General features: G+C 58.9%; 11 protein-coding genes and 4 tRNA genes. 7 read left to right on the top strand and 8 right to left on the bottom strand.

The annotated features are described in order from the left end of the window. The first annotated feature begins 66 nt into the window (after positions 1 to 66). Genes AC1MEW_RS07950 through AC1MEW_RS07935 form a run of 4 tightly spaced genes read left to right on the top strand, consistent with a single transcriptional unit; the run spans position 67 to position 2,806 of the window. Entirely contained in the window at positions 67 to 693 is a 627-nt protein-coding gene (locus tag AC1MEW_RS07950; RefSeq protein ID WP_008154887.1) for a DUF1780 domain-containing protein, read from the top strand. Then, complete coding sequence (locus AC1MEW_RS07945) at positions 690 to 1,217, top strand: MOSC domain-containing protein (RefSeq protein ID WP_480425951.1); 528 nt, start codon at positions 690 to 692, stop codon at positions 1,215 to 1,217. Before AC1MEW_RS07950 ends, AC1MEW_RS07945 begins: the two co-directional genes overlap by 4 nt. A 56-nt stretch (positions 1,218 to 1,273) precedes the next feature. Then, on the top strand, positions 1,274 to 1,447 hold the full coding sequence (locus tag AC1MEW_RS07940) for a DUF3094 domain-containing protein (RefSeq protein ID WP_007938396.1): 174 nt from the start codon (positions 1,274 to 1,276) through the stop codon (positions 1,445 to 1,447). 60 nt (positions 1,448 to 1,507) lie between these two features. Further along, the gene (locus AC1MEW_RS07935) at positions 1,508 to 2,806 is read left to right on the top strand and encodes an NAD(P)/FAD-dependent oxidoreductase (RefSeq protein WP_323570325.1); all 1,299 of its coding nucleotides are present in this window, start codon (positions 1,508 to 1,510) and stop codon (positions 2,804 to 2,806) included. 150 nt (positions 2,807 to 2,956) lie between these two features. Here AC1MEW_RS07935 and AC1MEW_RS07930 read toward each other — a convergent pair whose 3' ends face one another. From AC1MEW_RS07930 to rluD, 8 genes are all read right to left on the bottom strand, one after another. Beyond that, positions 2,957 to 4,582: a methyl-accepting chemotaxis protein gene (locus tag AC1MEW_RS07930; protein ID WP_201198047.1), complete on the bottom strand. Its 1,626-nt coding sequence runs from the start codon at positions 4,580 to 4,582 to the stop codon at positions 2,957 to 2,959. Positions 4,583 to 4,733: 151 nt separating this feature from the next. Then, positions 4,734 to 4,810 (bottom strand) — tRNA-Pro (locus AC1MEW_RS07925). A 97-nt stretch (positions 4,811 to 4,907) separates the two neighbouring features. Further along, positions 4,908 to 4,983 (bottom strand) — tRNA-Lys (locus AC1MEW_RS07920). 5 nt (positions 4,984 to 4,988) lie between these two features. Further along, a tRNA-Pro gene (locus AC1MEW_RS07915) sits at positions 4,989 to 5,065 on the bottom strand. Between the two features lie 9 nt (positions 5,066 to 5,074). Then, positions 5,075 to 5,150, bottom strand: a tRNA-Asn gene (locus AC1MEW_RS07910). 298 nt (positions 5,151 to 5,448) lie between these two features. Then, entirely contained in the window at positions 5,449 to 8,013 is a 2,565-nt protein-coding gene (gene clpB / locus AC1MEW_RS07905) for an ATP-dependent chaperone ClpB (RefSeq protein ID WP_201198048.1), read from the bottom strand. A 131-nt stretch (positions 8,014 to 8,144) separates the two neighbouring features. Beyond that, complete coding sequence (gene pgeF / locus AC1MEW_RS07900; protein ID WP_480425947.1) at positions 8,145 to 8,870, bottom strand: peptidoglycan editing factor PgeF; 726 nt, start codon at positions 8,868 to 8,870, stop codon at positions 8,145 to 8,147. After that, entirely contained in the window at positions 8,867 to 9,829 is a 963-nt protein-coding gene (gene rluD / locus AC1MEW_RS07895; protein ID WP_201198050.1) for a 23S rRNA pseudouridine(1911/1915/1917) synthase RluD, read from the bottom strand. Before rluD ends, pgeF begins: the two co-directional genes overlap by 4 nt. 151 nt (positions 9,830 to 9,980) lie before the next feature. Between rluD and AC1MEW_RS07890 the strand changes: the two genes are divergently transcribed. From AC1MEW_RS07890 to AC1MEW_RS07880, 3 genes are all read left to right on the top strand, one after another. Further along, complete coding sequence (locus tag AC1MEW_RS07890) at positions 9,981 to 11,003, top strand: outer membrane protein assembly factor BamD (protein ID WP_201198051.1); 1,023 nt, start codon at positions 9,981 to 9,983, stop codon at positions 11,001 to 11,003. Positions 11,004 to 11,141: 138 nt separating this feature from the next. Then, positions 11,142 to 11,375 (top strand): PP0621 family protein, encoded by a 234-nt coding sequence (locus AC1MEW_RS07885; RefSeq protein WP_201255787.1) that lies wholly within the window; start codon positions 11,142 to 11,144, stop codon positions 11,373 to 11,375. Beyond that, a complete protein-coding gene (locus AC1MEW_RS07880) occupies positions 11,365 to 12,954 on the top strand; it encodes a sensor histidine kinase (protein WP_480425944.1) in 1,590 nt (529 codons plus the stop codon). The genes AC1MEW_RS07885 and AC1MEW_RS07880 overlap by 11 nt, the downstream gene beginning before the upstream one ends. The last annotated feature ends 2 nt before the right edge of the window (positions 12,955 to 12,956 follow it).

The raw sequence follows: 12,956 nt of genomic DNA, 5'->3' as shown, positions 1-12,956 counted from the left end.
ACAGCCTTTTTCTCTTGTGAAAGACTTTATTTATTAAGATCACATTTGAACGCTAAGCTTGGGCCTATGGATGACTCAGATTATTTACGCCTGCTGACCATCGCGGCCGAGCAAGCCAACGCGTTCCTGTCCAATGCCCGCAAATGGGAGCGTGAGCGTTGGGTCTGTCAACGCCTGCTGCAAGGCTTGAACATTCCCTATCGCGCCGACGAATTCGCCCCGGCCGGCGAGCCACCGGACGTGTTGTTTCGGGACGCCAGTTTCGAGGTGTTCTTCGTGCTCGACGAAGGCCGGCGCCTCAACGACGAATGGCGCGACGAACTGCAACGTCGGCGCAGCGCGTTTTCCCTGAGTTCGCTGGTGCGCCGCGAGGCCAAGCCCCGGCGCATTCCGGCCAATGAGTTCTTGCTGAGACTGGCGCCGACCTTGCGCAAAAAAGCCCACAACTACAAAGAACGCGGGATGGACTTGGGGGAGCTCGATATCATCGCCTTCGCCAGTCTCAAGCGCGAAGTGCTGGACCTGAACAGCCATTTCCCGCCACCCACCGAATACCTGCGCCAAGGCTGGCGCTCGTTATCGCTGGTCGGCCCGACGTTCGCCCGCGTGCTCTTTGCCCATCCGGATGCCCCGGATTTCCTGCGCAGCAACTTGGGACGCAGCATCGTCTTCGACGTCGGGATCAGCCTTTGAGCCCGTTGCAGAAATTGATTGCCGAAGTGCCGCAACAAGGTCGCGTGCGCTGGATCGGTGTGCGCCCGGAACCTCACGTGCCGATGATCGAACTGGATGCCGTGGAAGCGCGACTTGAGGCAGGTCTGACCGGTGATCGCGCCCGTCCCGGAGTACGCAATGCGCGGCAAGTGACGCTGATTCAGTGGGAACATCTGGCTGTGATCAGTTCGCTGATGGGACGCCCGGACGAAAAACCGGTGCTGCCTGATGAATTGCGGCGCAACCTCGCTATCAGCGGTATTAACCTGTTCAGCCTCAAGGGACGTCGCTTCAAAATCGGCCAGGCGATTTTCGAAACCACCGGCTGGTGCCAACCTTGCGCACGTCTTCAAAACAACCTCGGCCCCGGGACATTTCAGGCCGTTCGCGGCCATGGCGGAATCACCGCCCGAGTGATACAAAGTGGAATCATTCGACTGGACGATACGGTGAGTGTCGAGCCCATCCCGGACAGCGGCTATGCTCCGTTCAACGTTCGTTAAATCTGCCTGTAGCTTCTACACATTCAGCAACGTCTACTCCCCTGACGAGGCCTAATATGACCAGCCGCCTGAACCCCGACGACCAGAAGCATGTCGAAGAGTACCTGCACTTGTCCCAACACCAAGTCGAGCGCCGGCCTTTCAGGCCGTGGATGCTCCTGGTGGTGGTGCTGGCAGTGACCATTGGTTTGGGCCTGTTGAGCCGACTGATCAGTTACCTGACGCTATGAGCTGCCTCGCGCTCGCTCGGGTAATCGCACCGATTTCTTTTAGCCTTGCGAGATATCCCCATGACTCATCGTATTGTTATCGTTGGCGGCGGCGCCGGCGGTCTGGAGTTGGCTACCCGTCTGGGTAAGACTCTGGGCAAGCGCGGCACGGCCAGTGTGATGCTGGTCGACGCGAACCTGACCCACATATGGAAACCGCTGTTGCACGAAGTGGCGGCAGGGTCGCTGAACTCATCCGAAGACGAACTCAACTATGTTGCCCAAGCGAAATGGAACCACTTCGAGTTCCAGCTGGGGCGCATGAGCGGGCTTGATCGCGCACAGAAAAAAATCCAGCTGGCCGCCACCTACGACGACGCCGGCGTGGAACTGGTGCCGGCCCGTGAACTGGGCTACGACTCGCTGGTGATTGCCGTCGGCAGTACCACCAACGATTTCGGCACCCAGGGCGCAGCGCAGCACTGCCTGTTCCTCGACACCCGCAAACAGGCCGAGCGTTTTCATCAGCAATTGCTCAACCATTACCTGCGCGCCCATGCCGGGCAAACCGATGTCGAGGAGCAAATCAGCGTGGCCATCGTTGGCGCCGGGGCCACTGGCGTCGAGCTGGCGGCAGAACTGCACAACGCCGCCCATGAATTGGCAGCCTACGGTCTGGACCGGATCAAACCGGAAAACATGCACATCACCCTGATCGAAGCCGGGCCACGGGTGCTGCCAGCCTTGCCGGAACGTATCGGCGGGCCTGTGCATAAAACCCTGGAGAAACTCGGGGTCAACGTCATGACCAATGCGGCCGTCAGTGAAGTCACCGCCGACAGCCTGATCACTGCCGATGGCAAAGTGATCAACGCCAGCCTGAAAGTCTGGGCCGCCGGGATTCGTGCACCGGGTTTCCTGAAGGACATCGATGGCCTGGAAACCAACCGCATCAACCAGCTGCAAGTGCTGCCGACCCTGCAAACCAGCCGCGACGAGAACATCTTCGCCTTCGGTGACTGCGCCGCTTGCCCGCAACCGGGCACCGACCGCAACGTACCGCCACGGGCCCAGGCTGCGCATCAACAGGCGTCGTTGCTGGCCAAATCCCTGAAGCTGCGGATCGAAGGCAAAGCATTGCCGGAGTACAAGTACACCGATTACGGCTCGCTGATCTCGCTGTCGCGTTTTTCGGCTGTGGGTAACTTGATGGGCAACCTCACCGGCAGCGTGATGCTGGAAGGCTGGCTGGCGCGGATGTTTTACGTGTCGTTGTACCGGATGCATCAGATGGCGTTGTATGGCGCGTTTCGGACGGCGATGTTGATGCTCGGTAGCAAGATTGGGCGCGGGACTGAGCCGCGGCTGAAACTGCACTAATATTTTCGGCGCTGGTTAGGACCTCTTCGCGGGCAAGCCTCGCTCCTACATTGGATCTGCGTCGCGCACAAAATGTGCGACCAACAAAGATCAATTGTGGGAGCGTGGCTTGCCCGCGATGCATTCACCTCGGTTTAACCTGCCTTTCGTTTACACCCGAAAGCGTTGCACCATGCCTTGCAGTGCATTGGCCAGTTTGGACAGTTCATGGCTGGAGGCGCTGGTCTGATCGGCGCCAGCGGCAGAGCGCACCGACAGGTCACGGATATTCACCAGGTTGCGATCAACTTCCCGCGCGACTTGCGCTTGCTCTTCGGCCGCACTGGCGATCACCAGGTTTCGTTCGTGAATCTCGTGCACCGAGGTAGTGATAGTCTGCAAGGCCTCGCCGGCACGCTCGGCCAACACCAACGTGCTGGCTGCCCGAGAAGCGCTGGCTTGCATGGAGTCGAGCGCCAGGCTCGACCCGCTGCGCATGCCCTGAACCATTTGCTCGATCTCCTGGGTCGACTGCTGCGTGCGATGCGCCAGTGCCCGCACTTCATCTGCGACCACCGCAAAACCGCGACCACTCTCCCCCGCGCGCGCTGCTTCAATCGCAGCGTTGAGCGCCAACAGGTTGGTTTGCTCAGCGATGGCCCGAATCACGTCCAGCACCTTGCCGATGTCCTGGGACTGATTGGCCAACGACTGCACCAGTTCGCCGGTGTGTTGTACATCGCTGGCGAGGGCGCTGATGGCGCTGGCGGTTTCGCTGACTCGCTCCTGGCCCAGATGCGCCGACTCGCTGGACTGGCGTGTGGCGTCAGACGTCGACACCGCATTGCGCGCGACTTCCTCCACGGCAGTGGTCATCTCATTGACTGCGGTGGCAGCCTGCTCGATCTCGTTGTTCTGCTGTTGCAGGCCTTGGGTGCTGTCGAGAGTCACTGCGTTCAATTCATCGGCCGCCGTGGCCAGTTGGGTGGCCGAACCGCTGATGCCTTGCAGGGTTTCGCGCAGGTTCTGCTGCATGGTCGCCAGCGCCTTGAGCAAGCGGCTGACTTCATCGTTGCCATGGGTCTGGATCGGGTTGGTGAGATCGCCTCGGGCCACGTTTTCTGCGGCATTCAAGGCTTCGTTCAGGGGGCGCACGATGCTGCGAGTCAGCAACATCGCCAAACCGACGGTGGCCAGCGCCGCCAGGGCGATGAACAGGCTGACGATCGTCCGCGATGTTTCGTAGTGCGCTGCAGAATTCTGGCTTTCGGCGGCGACTTGTTTAGCGAACAGATCTGCCAAGTCATTGAGCTGTTTGCCGGAACCATCGACCACGGTCTTCATGTCCACCAGCAGCAGCTTGGTCAACTCATCGTGACGACCTTGTTCGGCCAAGGTGAACGACTGGGCGATGCCCGAGCGGTAAGCGGCGAAGGTGCTTTTGAATTGGTCATACAACTGCTTGCCTTCAGCGGTGTTGACCAATTTGTCATAGGCGGCAATCTTGTCGCTCAGCTCCTTGTCCCGGGTGTCCATCTGGCTGCGGTATTGCGCGATGTTCTTCGGATCCTGGTCCAGGGCCATGCGCAGGGAAATGGTGCGAATGCGCAGCATGATCTCGCGAATCTCGTCGCCGCCACGGATGCTCGGCAGCCACTGGCTTTCCACCGCCACCTCGCTGTCACGAATGCTCGACATCTGCCCCAGTGCAAATACCCCGAGCAATGCCACCAGCACCGCAATCAAGGCAAAACCCAGCGCTGCACGAGGGGCAATATTCAGCTGACGAAGAAACATAACGAGCGCCTTTTCTTTTTATGGGCGGGAGGGAAGCGCTGTTTGCGCTCCGATGGCTCGTTATCGGCAAGTTGTACGACGACTTGAAGCGTATTCACTTTTTCAAAGACAAAAAAAATCCCCGTATCTTTCGATACGAGGATTTTTAATATGGTCGGGGTAAGGGGATTCGAACTCCTGACATCCTGCTCCCAAAGCAGGCGCGCTACCGGACTGCGCTATACCCCGGTAAAAAAAAGGCGACCTCTCAGTCGCCTTCTTCTTCGATCAGCGCTTTTGGCCTCTGATCTTAAGATCTGATCCCAGCGTTAACTGGTTTCAAAAATGGTGGGTCGTGTGGGATTCGAACCTACGACCAATTGGTTAAAAGCCAACTGCTCTACCAACTGAGCTAACGACCCAAAAATGGTCGGGGTAAGGGGATTCGAACTCCTGACATCCTGCTCCCAAAGCAGGCGCGCTACCGGACTGCGCTATACCCCGGTTTGAAATTGGCTCCGTGACCAGGACTCGAACCTGGGACCCAATGATTAACAGTCATTTGCTCTACCGACTGAGCTATCACGGAACTACATATTTCAATTTACAACGGTGAAGCTTGCTGCATCTCTTCGACCCGTTCGCATCGCTGCGTTCGTGTGTCTGAGGCGCGCTATTCTACAATCTTAAGCACCTCTGTCAACCCCCTAAATTGCATTCAAGTTAATGATTTGCAACTTATTTCAGATTTCTGCTTGGGGAGCAGAAACCCTTCCGGGTGACTTACTGCGGGGCGCACTTTACAAGCCTTTTCCTTAGAGTTCAACAGCCTGGCGAAAAAAAGGCCTCGCAATGCGAGGCCTTCTTTATTTCACTGGCATTACGGCTCAGGAGAAAACGATTTCGTCGTTTTCTACAATGCCGACAGCCGTCTCGCCCGGCAGGAAACGACCGGACAGAATCAACTGCGCCAACGGGTTCTCGATCCAGCGCTGGATCGCTCGTTTGAGCGGCCGTGCGCCATAGACCGGGTCGTAACCCACTGCGATCAACTTATCCATCGCCTCAGGGCTGAGCTCCAGTTTCAGCTCACGCTCGGTCAGGCGACTGCGCAGACGACCCAACTGGATCTCGGTGATGCCCGCAATCTGATCCCGCGCCAACGGTTCAAAGATCACCACTTCGTCGACTCGGTTGATGAACTCCGGCCGGAAGTGCGTGGAAATCGCATCCATCACTGCCGCGCGCTGGGCTTCACGATCACCGACCAACTCCTGGATCTGTACCGAGCCCAGGTTTGAGGTCATGACGATCACGGTGTTTTTGAAATCCACCGTGCGGCCATGGCTATCCGTCAGTCGGCCGTCTTCCAGCACTTGCAGCAAGATGTTGAAGACGTCCGGGTGGGCCTTCTCGACCTCGTCCAGGAGGATTACCGAGTAAGGCTTGCGACGCACCGCCTCAGTCAGGTAACCGCCCTCTTCATAGCCTACGTAGCCTGGTGGCGCACCAATCAGTCGAGCCACGGAATGTTTCTCCATGAACTCGGACATATCGATGCGAATCATCGCCTCTTCAGTATCAAAGAGGAATTCGGCCAGCGCCTTGCACAGCTCGGTCTTACCGACCCCGGTCGGGCCGAGGAACATGAACGAACCACTCGGGCGATTCGGGTCGGACAACCCGGCACGGGAACGCCGCACCGCATTGGAGACCGCGATCACCGCTTCGTCCTGGCCGATCACACGTTGGTGCAACAGGCTTTCCATCTTCATCAGCTTGTCGCGCTCGCCTTCGAGCATTTTCGACACCGGAATGCCGGTCCACTTCGACACGACTTCAGCGATCTCTTCTTCGGTCACCTTGCTGCGCAGCAACTGGTTTTCGCTTTTGCCGTGCTGGTCGACCATTTGCAGGCTGCGCTCCAAGTCCGGGATAACCCCGTATTGCAGCTCGGCCATGCGGTTCAAGTCGCCTTTGCGGCGGGCAGCTTCCAGCTCCTGACGGGACTGTTCGATTTTCTGCTGGATCTGCGCCGAGCCTTGGACTTCGGCTTTTTCCGCGTTCCAGATTTCTTCGAGGTCCGAATACTCACGTTCCAGGCGAACGATTTCTACCTGGAGTTTTTCCAGGCGTTTAATCGCCGCTTCGTCGCTTTCTTTCTTCAGCGCCTGGGATTCCACCTTCAGTTGAATCAGACGACGCTCCAGACGGTCGAGCACTTCCGGCTTGGAATCGATCTCCATGCGGATACGGCTGGCAGCCTCGTCGATCAGGTCGATGGCCTTGTCCGGCAACTGACGGTCAGTGATGTAGCGATGGCTGAGCTTGGCCGCCGCGATGATCGCGCCGTCGGTGATCGCTACCTTGTGGTGAACCTCATACCGCTCTTTCAAGCCCCGCAAGATAGCAATGGTGTCTTCTTCACTCGGCTCTTCCACCAATACTTTCTGGAAGCGCCGCTCGAGGGCCGCGTCCTTCTCTATATATTGGCGGTACTCGTTGAGCGTGGTCGCGCCGACGCAGTGCAGTTCGCCGCGAGCCAATGCCGGTTTGAGCATGTTGCCGGCATCCATCGAGCCTTCGCCTTTACCGGCGCCGACCATGGTGTGCAGTTCGTCGATGAACAGAATGATCTGCCCTTCCTGCTTCGACAGCTCATTGAGCAGGGATTTGAGGCGTTCTTCGAACTCGCCGCGATACTTGGCACCAGCAATCAGCGCGCCCATGTCCAGGGACAACAGACGTTTGCCTTTGAGACCATCCGGCACTTCGCCGTTGATGATCCGTTGGGCCAGGCCTTCGGCGATGGCGGTTTTACCCACGCCAGGCTCACCGATCAGCACCGGGTTGTTCTTGGTACGGCGCTGCAGAACCTGAATGGTCCGGCGAATTTCGTCGTCACGGCCAATCACCGGATCGAGCTTGCCTTCTTCGGCGCGCTTGGTCAGGTCGACGGTGTACTTATCCAGCGCCTGACGCGACTCTTCGTGGTTGGCGTCGTTAACCGCTTCGCCGCCACGCAGGTTGTTGATCGCGTTTTCCAGGGCTTTCTTGCTCACGCCTTGGCCGAGCAGCAGTTTGCCGAGCTTGTTGTTGTCGTCCATGGCGGCGAGCAACACCAGTTCGCTGGAGATGAACTGATCACCCTTCTGCTGGGCCAGGCGATCGGCCTGGTTGAGCAGACGCGCCAAATCTTGCGACATGTTCACGTCGCCGGTCGGGTTCTGGATTTTCGGCAGTTGGTCGAGCTCTTTGGTCAGCTCTTTGCGCAGGCTGTTGACGTCAAAGCCGACTTGCATCAACAGGGGTTTGATCGAACCACCCTGTTGTTCAAGCATCGCTTGCATCAAGTGCGCCGGTTCAATGCCTGGATGATCGAGGCCGACGGCCAGGGATTGGGCGTCGGATAGAGCTAACTGCAATTTGCTGGTTAAACGGTCTATACGCATGGGTCACCTTCCTTTTGAGCAGGCCGGACCTAAAAAACCATCCTGAGTGAAGAAACCTGCCAGATACCTCACTAGATGCGGTCGATTCTGGGAGTTTCAAGCGTCATACGGTTGATGTAGATCAGGGAAGCTTAGTCTTCGAGCCAGATCAAAGAGGCAAACCGACCAGTGTGTGGACTGCGGCGGTAAGAAAAGAAGCGTGGATCGGTCACGGTGCAGAAACCGCCACCATAAACAGCGGTGACGCCACGAGCGGCCAGACGCAAACGCGCGAGCTGATAGATGTCGGCCATGAACTTGCCGGCGTTCTGACTCGGAACGAAGGCTTTAGCAGCCTCAGGCAGTTGCTGGATGAAGACTTCCCGTACTTCGGGGCCGACTTCAAAGGCTTGCGGGCCTATGGCCGGGCCGAGCCAGACCAGCACCTCATGCGGTGCCACGGCCAGACTGTCGAGGGTCGCCTCCAGCACACCCGCCGCCAGCCCGCGCCAGCCGGCATGGGCCGCCGCGACGCGAGTGCCGGCACGGTCGCAAAACAGTGCGGGCAGGCAATCCGCCGTCATCGCCGTGCAGGCGATACCGGGCGTCGCCGTCCAACTGGCGTCGGCAGTGGCTACCAGACCTGGGTCAGCATGGGACACAGCAATGCCGTGAACCTGCTGTAACCAGGCCGGTTGAATAGAGAAATGATCGGTGAGGCGACGGCGATTTTCGGCCACAGCGTCTGGGCTGTCGTCGACGTGATCGCCGAGGTTGAGGCTGTCGAACGGCGCCAGACTGACGCCGCCCGCACGGGTGGTCACACAGGCTTTCACCCCGGCAGGCGCAGGCCAGTCGGGAATCAGCCAGTCGCTCATCCGATGAACGCCTCACGGTCTTGCTTGAGCAGGGTCAGCAACCAGACGAAATCGTCCGGAAGTGGCGATTCCCAGCTCATGCGTTTACCGGTCGTCGGATGATCCAGCTCCAGGAACCGCGCATGCAGTGCCTGACGTGGAAACGCCTTCAACGATTCGACCATGGTCACACTGGCTGCCGGCGGGATACGGAAACGACCGCCGTAGGCAGGATCTCCGACCAACGGGAAGTTGATGTGAGACATATGCACACGAATCTGGTGCGTACGACCGGTTTCCAGCTTCACCCGCACGTGAGTGTGGGAGCGGAAACGCTCGAGCACGCGGTAGTGGCTGACGGCTTGCTTGCCACCTTCCATCACCGCCATGCGCTGGCGTTGCTGGCCGTGACGACCGATCGGCGCGTTGATTTTGCCGCCGGCGGTAACCACGCCGATCACGATGCACTCGTAGATCCGGCTGACGCTGCGACTCTGCAACTGTGTTACCAGCTGCGTCTGCGCTTGAATGGTCTTGGCCACCACCATCAGACCAGTGGTGTCCTTGTCCAGGCGATGCACGATACCGGCGCGGGGCACATTGATAATGTCCGGCACGTGGTGCAGCAAGGCGTTGAGCAAGGTGCCGTCAGCGTGACCGGCAGCCGGATGCACCACCAGACCCGCAGGTTTGTTGATCACCAGGATGTCGTCATCTTCATAGACGATGTCCAGCTCAATGTCCTGAGCGATCCATTCGCCCTGAGCTTCCTGCTCGGCGGTTAGCTCAAGAATGGCGCCACCATGAACGATGTCTCGCGGGCGGATAACCGCCCCATCCACAGTCAGGCGGCCGTCTTTGATCCAGGCGGAAAGGCGCGAGCGCGAGTGCTCAGCGAATAATTGTGCGGCGACTTGATCGAGGCGTTGGCCGCCCAATTCGGACGGCACCTCTGCGCGAAGTTCAATTTTATCGGACATGCTCAGACTAGGCGTCGGCACAGCCTTTGGTTTCGGCTGCGCGCTTGTGGTTAAATACGGCGTCTTTTGCCCCGATGCTATTCAAAGGGGCGCTCATCATAACAGGACGGCCCCGCCCAAGACAGCGGCCGTCATAGGGACGCAAGCCGCCATGCAAGTGAAACACCTGCTGCTGATCGCCATCCTCGCATTGACCGCTGCTTGCTCATCGAAGGAAGTCGTAGACGAAAACCTTAGCGAAGTCGAGCTGTACCAGCAGGCTCAGAAAGATCTGGATAACAGTAGCTACACCAGTGCCACAGCCAAGCTGAAGGCCCTGGAGTCGCGTTATCCGTTCGGGCGCTACGCTGATCAGGCTCAACTCGAGCTCATCTACGCCAACTACAAAAACGCCGAACCTGAGGCTGCCAAGTCTGCCGCCGAGCGTTTTATTCGTTTGCACCCACAGCATCCGAACGTGGATTACGCGTATTACCTCAAGGGTCTGACCTCCTTCGACCAGGACGTCGGCCTGCTGGCGCGCTTCCTGCCGCTGGACATGACCAAGCGTGACCCGGGCGCTGCCCGCGACTCGTACAACGAGTTCGCCCAGCTGACCAGCCGCTACCCGAACAGCCGCTACTCGCCGGATGCCAAGCAGCGCATGATTTATCTGCGCAACCTGCTGGCCTCCTACGAGATTCACGTTGCCGACTACTACCTGACTCGTCAGGCCTACGTCGCCGCCGCGAACCGTGGTCGTTATGTCGTGGAGAACTTCCAGGAAACCCCTTCGGTCGGTGACGGCCTGGCGGTGATGGTCGAGTCCTACCAGCGTCTGCACCTGGACGAACTGGCCAACACCAGCCTCGAAACCCTGAAGCTCAACTACCCGAACCACCCAAGCCTGGTGGACGGTCAGTTCAAGCCATCGGTAGCCGAAGCGGACAACCGTTCGTGGCTGAGCAAGGCGACCCTGGGCCTGATCGAATCCCGTCCGCCGCTGCCACCGGGCGAAACCCGCGCCAACCAGGACGTGCAGAAGCAGTTCCAGGACGCGAAAGATTCGATTCCTAGCGAGCTCAAGCCTAAAGATGGCAACGGCGAAGTGATCCAGGAAGAACAACACGAAGCGGAAGGCAACAACAGCGACCGTTCGTGGTTCAGCTACATGACCTTTGGTGTGTTCGACTAACACCTATGGTTACGCAAAAAGGGAGACTTTCGAGTCTCCCTTTTTTATGGCCCTTTTTTTTGTGAAGCGCTTATTACGCTGTGCGCCCGCCATGTCCTTGGCTAAACTGCCTGATCATCATTCATAAAGCAGCCCGCCATGCTTCGTTTACTGTTCTGGATCGCCCTGATTGCCGCTGCGGTATGGTTCTGGCGCAAGTTCAAAAGCCCGGCGTCTGCCGCTCGGCCCAACGCCGAACTGGAAGCTGCACCGATGGTTCGCTGCGCCCACTGCGGCGTGCACCTGCCTCGCGACCGTGCGCTGAGTCTTCAACAACAGTGGTATTGCAGCCAGGCTCACCTCGAGCAAGGCCCGGGCTCCAGTGATCGCTGAGGCTTCCAGCCCCGGCAGCAAACAAGCCCAGCGACTGCTGCGCCTCTATCATCTCTACCGTTTAAGTATCGGCATCACCTTGGTGCTGTTGATCTCCAGCAACATGGACAACCAGTTGCTGACGCTCGCCAATAACGACCTGCTGCGCAGTGGCAGCTGGTTGTACCTGGTACTGAATATTCTGCTGGTGGTGTTCCTGGAGAATACCCGCCGTCCCGGGCAGTTGTTCAGCCTGGCCCTGGCCGATGTATTGCTGCTGTGCGGCCTGTTCTACGCTGCCGGCGGTGCGGCCAGCGCCATTGGCAATTTGCTGATCGTGTCCGTGGCCATCGGCAACACCCTGTTGCGCGGGCGTATTGGCTTGCTGATCGCCGCAGTCGCGGCCATTGGCATTGTCGGTTTGAGCTTCCTGCTGAGTTTCAGCCGCCCCACCAGCCCCAACGACTACCTGCAAGCCGGCACGCTTGGCGCCCTGTGCTTTGCCGCGGCATTGCTGGTGCAAGGTCTGATCCGACGTCTGGAGGTCAGCGAACACCTGGCCGAGCAGCGGGCCAGCGAAGTGGTCGGCCTTGAAGCCCTGAACGCGCTGATTTTGCAACGTATGCGCACCGGCATCCTGGTGCTCGATGACCAGCGGCGGGTGCAACTGGCCAACCACAGCGCCCGGTCCCAACTGGGCCAGGACCACCTCGACGGCGAGTTGATCGATGATTATTCACCGACCTTGGTCGAACGCCTGCAACTGTGGTTCAACAACCCGACCTTGCGACCCCAAAGTCTGAAAATCGCCAGTTCCGGCCTCGAGCTGCAACCAAGCTTCATTGCCCTGGACCAAAGCCCCCATCATCAGACCTTGGTCTTTCTCGAAGACCTCGCCCAGATCTCCCAGCAGGCCCAGCAACTGAAACTCGCCGCCCTGGGTCGCCTGACCGCCGGTATCGCCCACGAGATCCGTAATCCGCTGGGCGCCATCAGTCATGCCGCACAGTTGCTGCAGGAATCCGAGGAACTGAACGGCGCGGATAGACGTCTGACCCAGATTATTCAAGACCACTCTCAGCGAATGAATCGGGTTATCGAAAACGTCCTGCAACTGTCCCGCCGTCAGCAAACCACGCCGCAACGGCTCGATCTGAAGCCGTGGCTTGCGCGGTTCGTCGCCGAAGCCCGCGAGACCGCGACCGAACGCCAGACCATTCACCTGCGCATCGGCGCCGGCCATGTCACAACGCTGATGGACACGAATCAACTGTCCCAGATACTCGACAATTTGTTGCGCAATGGCTGGCGTCACAGCGCCCTGATTCATAAACAGGCAGAGGTCTGGCTTGAGTTGTTTGTCGACCCCGACAGCCAGTTGCCGGTCCTCGAGGTGCAGGACAATGGCCCCGGCGTGGCGCCGGACCAGCAGGCGCACTTGTTCGAACCCTTCTTCACCACCAGCAGCCAGGGCACTGGCCTGGGGCTTTATCTGTCCCGTGAGCTGTGCGAAAGCAACCAGGCGCGCCTAGACTTCAAACCACGCCAAGGCGGCGGCTGCTTTCGCATCACCTTTGCACACGGACGGAAACAAAGTTGAAC

The organism is Pseudomonas sp. ASL4 (genome assembly GCF_056680395.1).
This window is presented reverse-complemented; position numbering and strand designations above follow the sequence as displayed.

Bases quoted from the DNA above. Each gene is read 5' to 3' on its own strand.
- pgeF (WP_480425947.1), bottom strand. From the start codon at position 8,870: ATGAGCGACTGGCTGATTCCCGACTGGCCTGCGCCTGCCGGGGTGAAA.
- AC1MEW_RS07935 (WP_323570325.1), top strand. From the start codon at position 1,508: ATGACTCATCGTATTGTTATCGTTGGCGGCGGCGCCGGCGGTCTGGAG.
- AC1MEW_RS07950 (WP_008154887.1), top strand. From the start codon at position 67: ATGGATGACTCAGATTATTTACGCCTGCTGACCATCGCGGCCGAGCAA.
- AC1MEW_RS07890 (WP_201198051.1), top strand. From the start codon at position 9,981: ATGCAAGTGAAACACCTGCTGCTGATCGCCATCCTCGCATTGACCGCT.
- clpB (WP_201198048.1), bottom strand. From the start codon at position 8,013: ATGCGTATAGACCGTTTAACCAGCAAATTGCAGTTAGCTCTATCCGAC.
- AC1MEW_RS07885 (WP_201255787.1), top strand. From the start codon at position 11,142: ATGCTTCGTTTACTGTTCTGGATCGCCCTGATTGCCGCTGCGGTATGG.
- AC1MEW_RS07930 (WP_201198047.1), bottom strand. From the start codon at position 4,582: ATGTTTCTTCGTCAGCTGAATATTGCCCCTCGTGCAGCGCTGGGTTTT.
- AC1MEW_RS07940 (WP_007938396.1), top strand. From the start codon at position 1,274: ATGACCAGCCGCCTGAACCCCGACGACCAGAAGCATGTCGAAGAGTAC.
- rluD (WP_201198050.1), bottom strand. From the start codon at position 9,829: ATGTCCGATAAAATTGAACTTCGCGCAGAGGTGCCGTCCGAATTGGGC.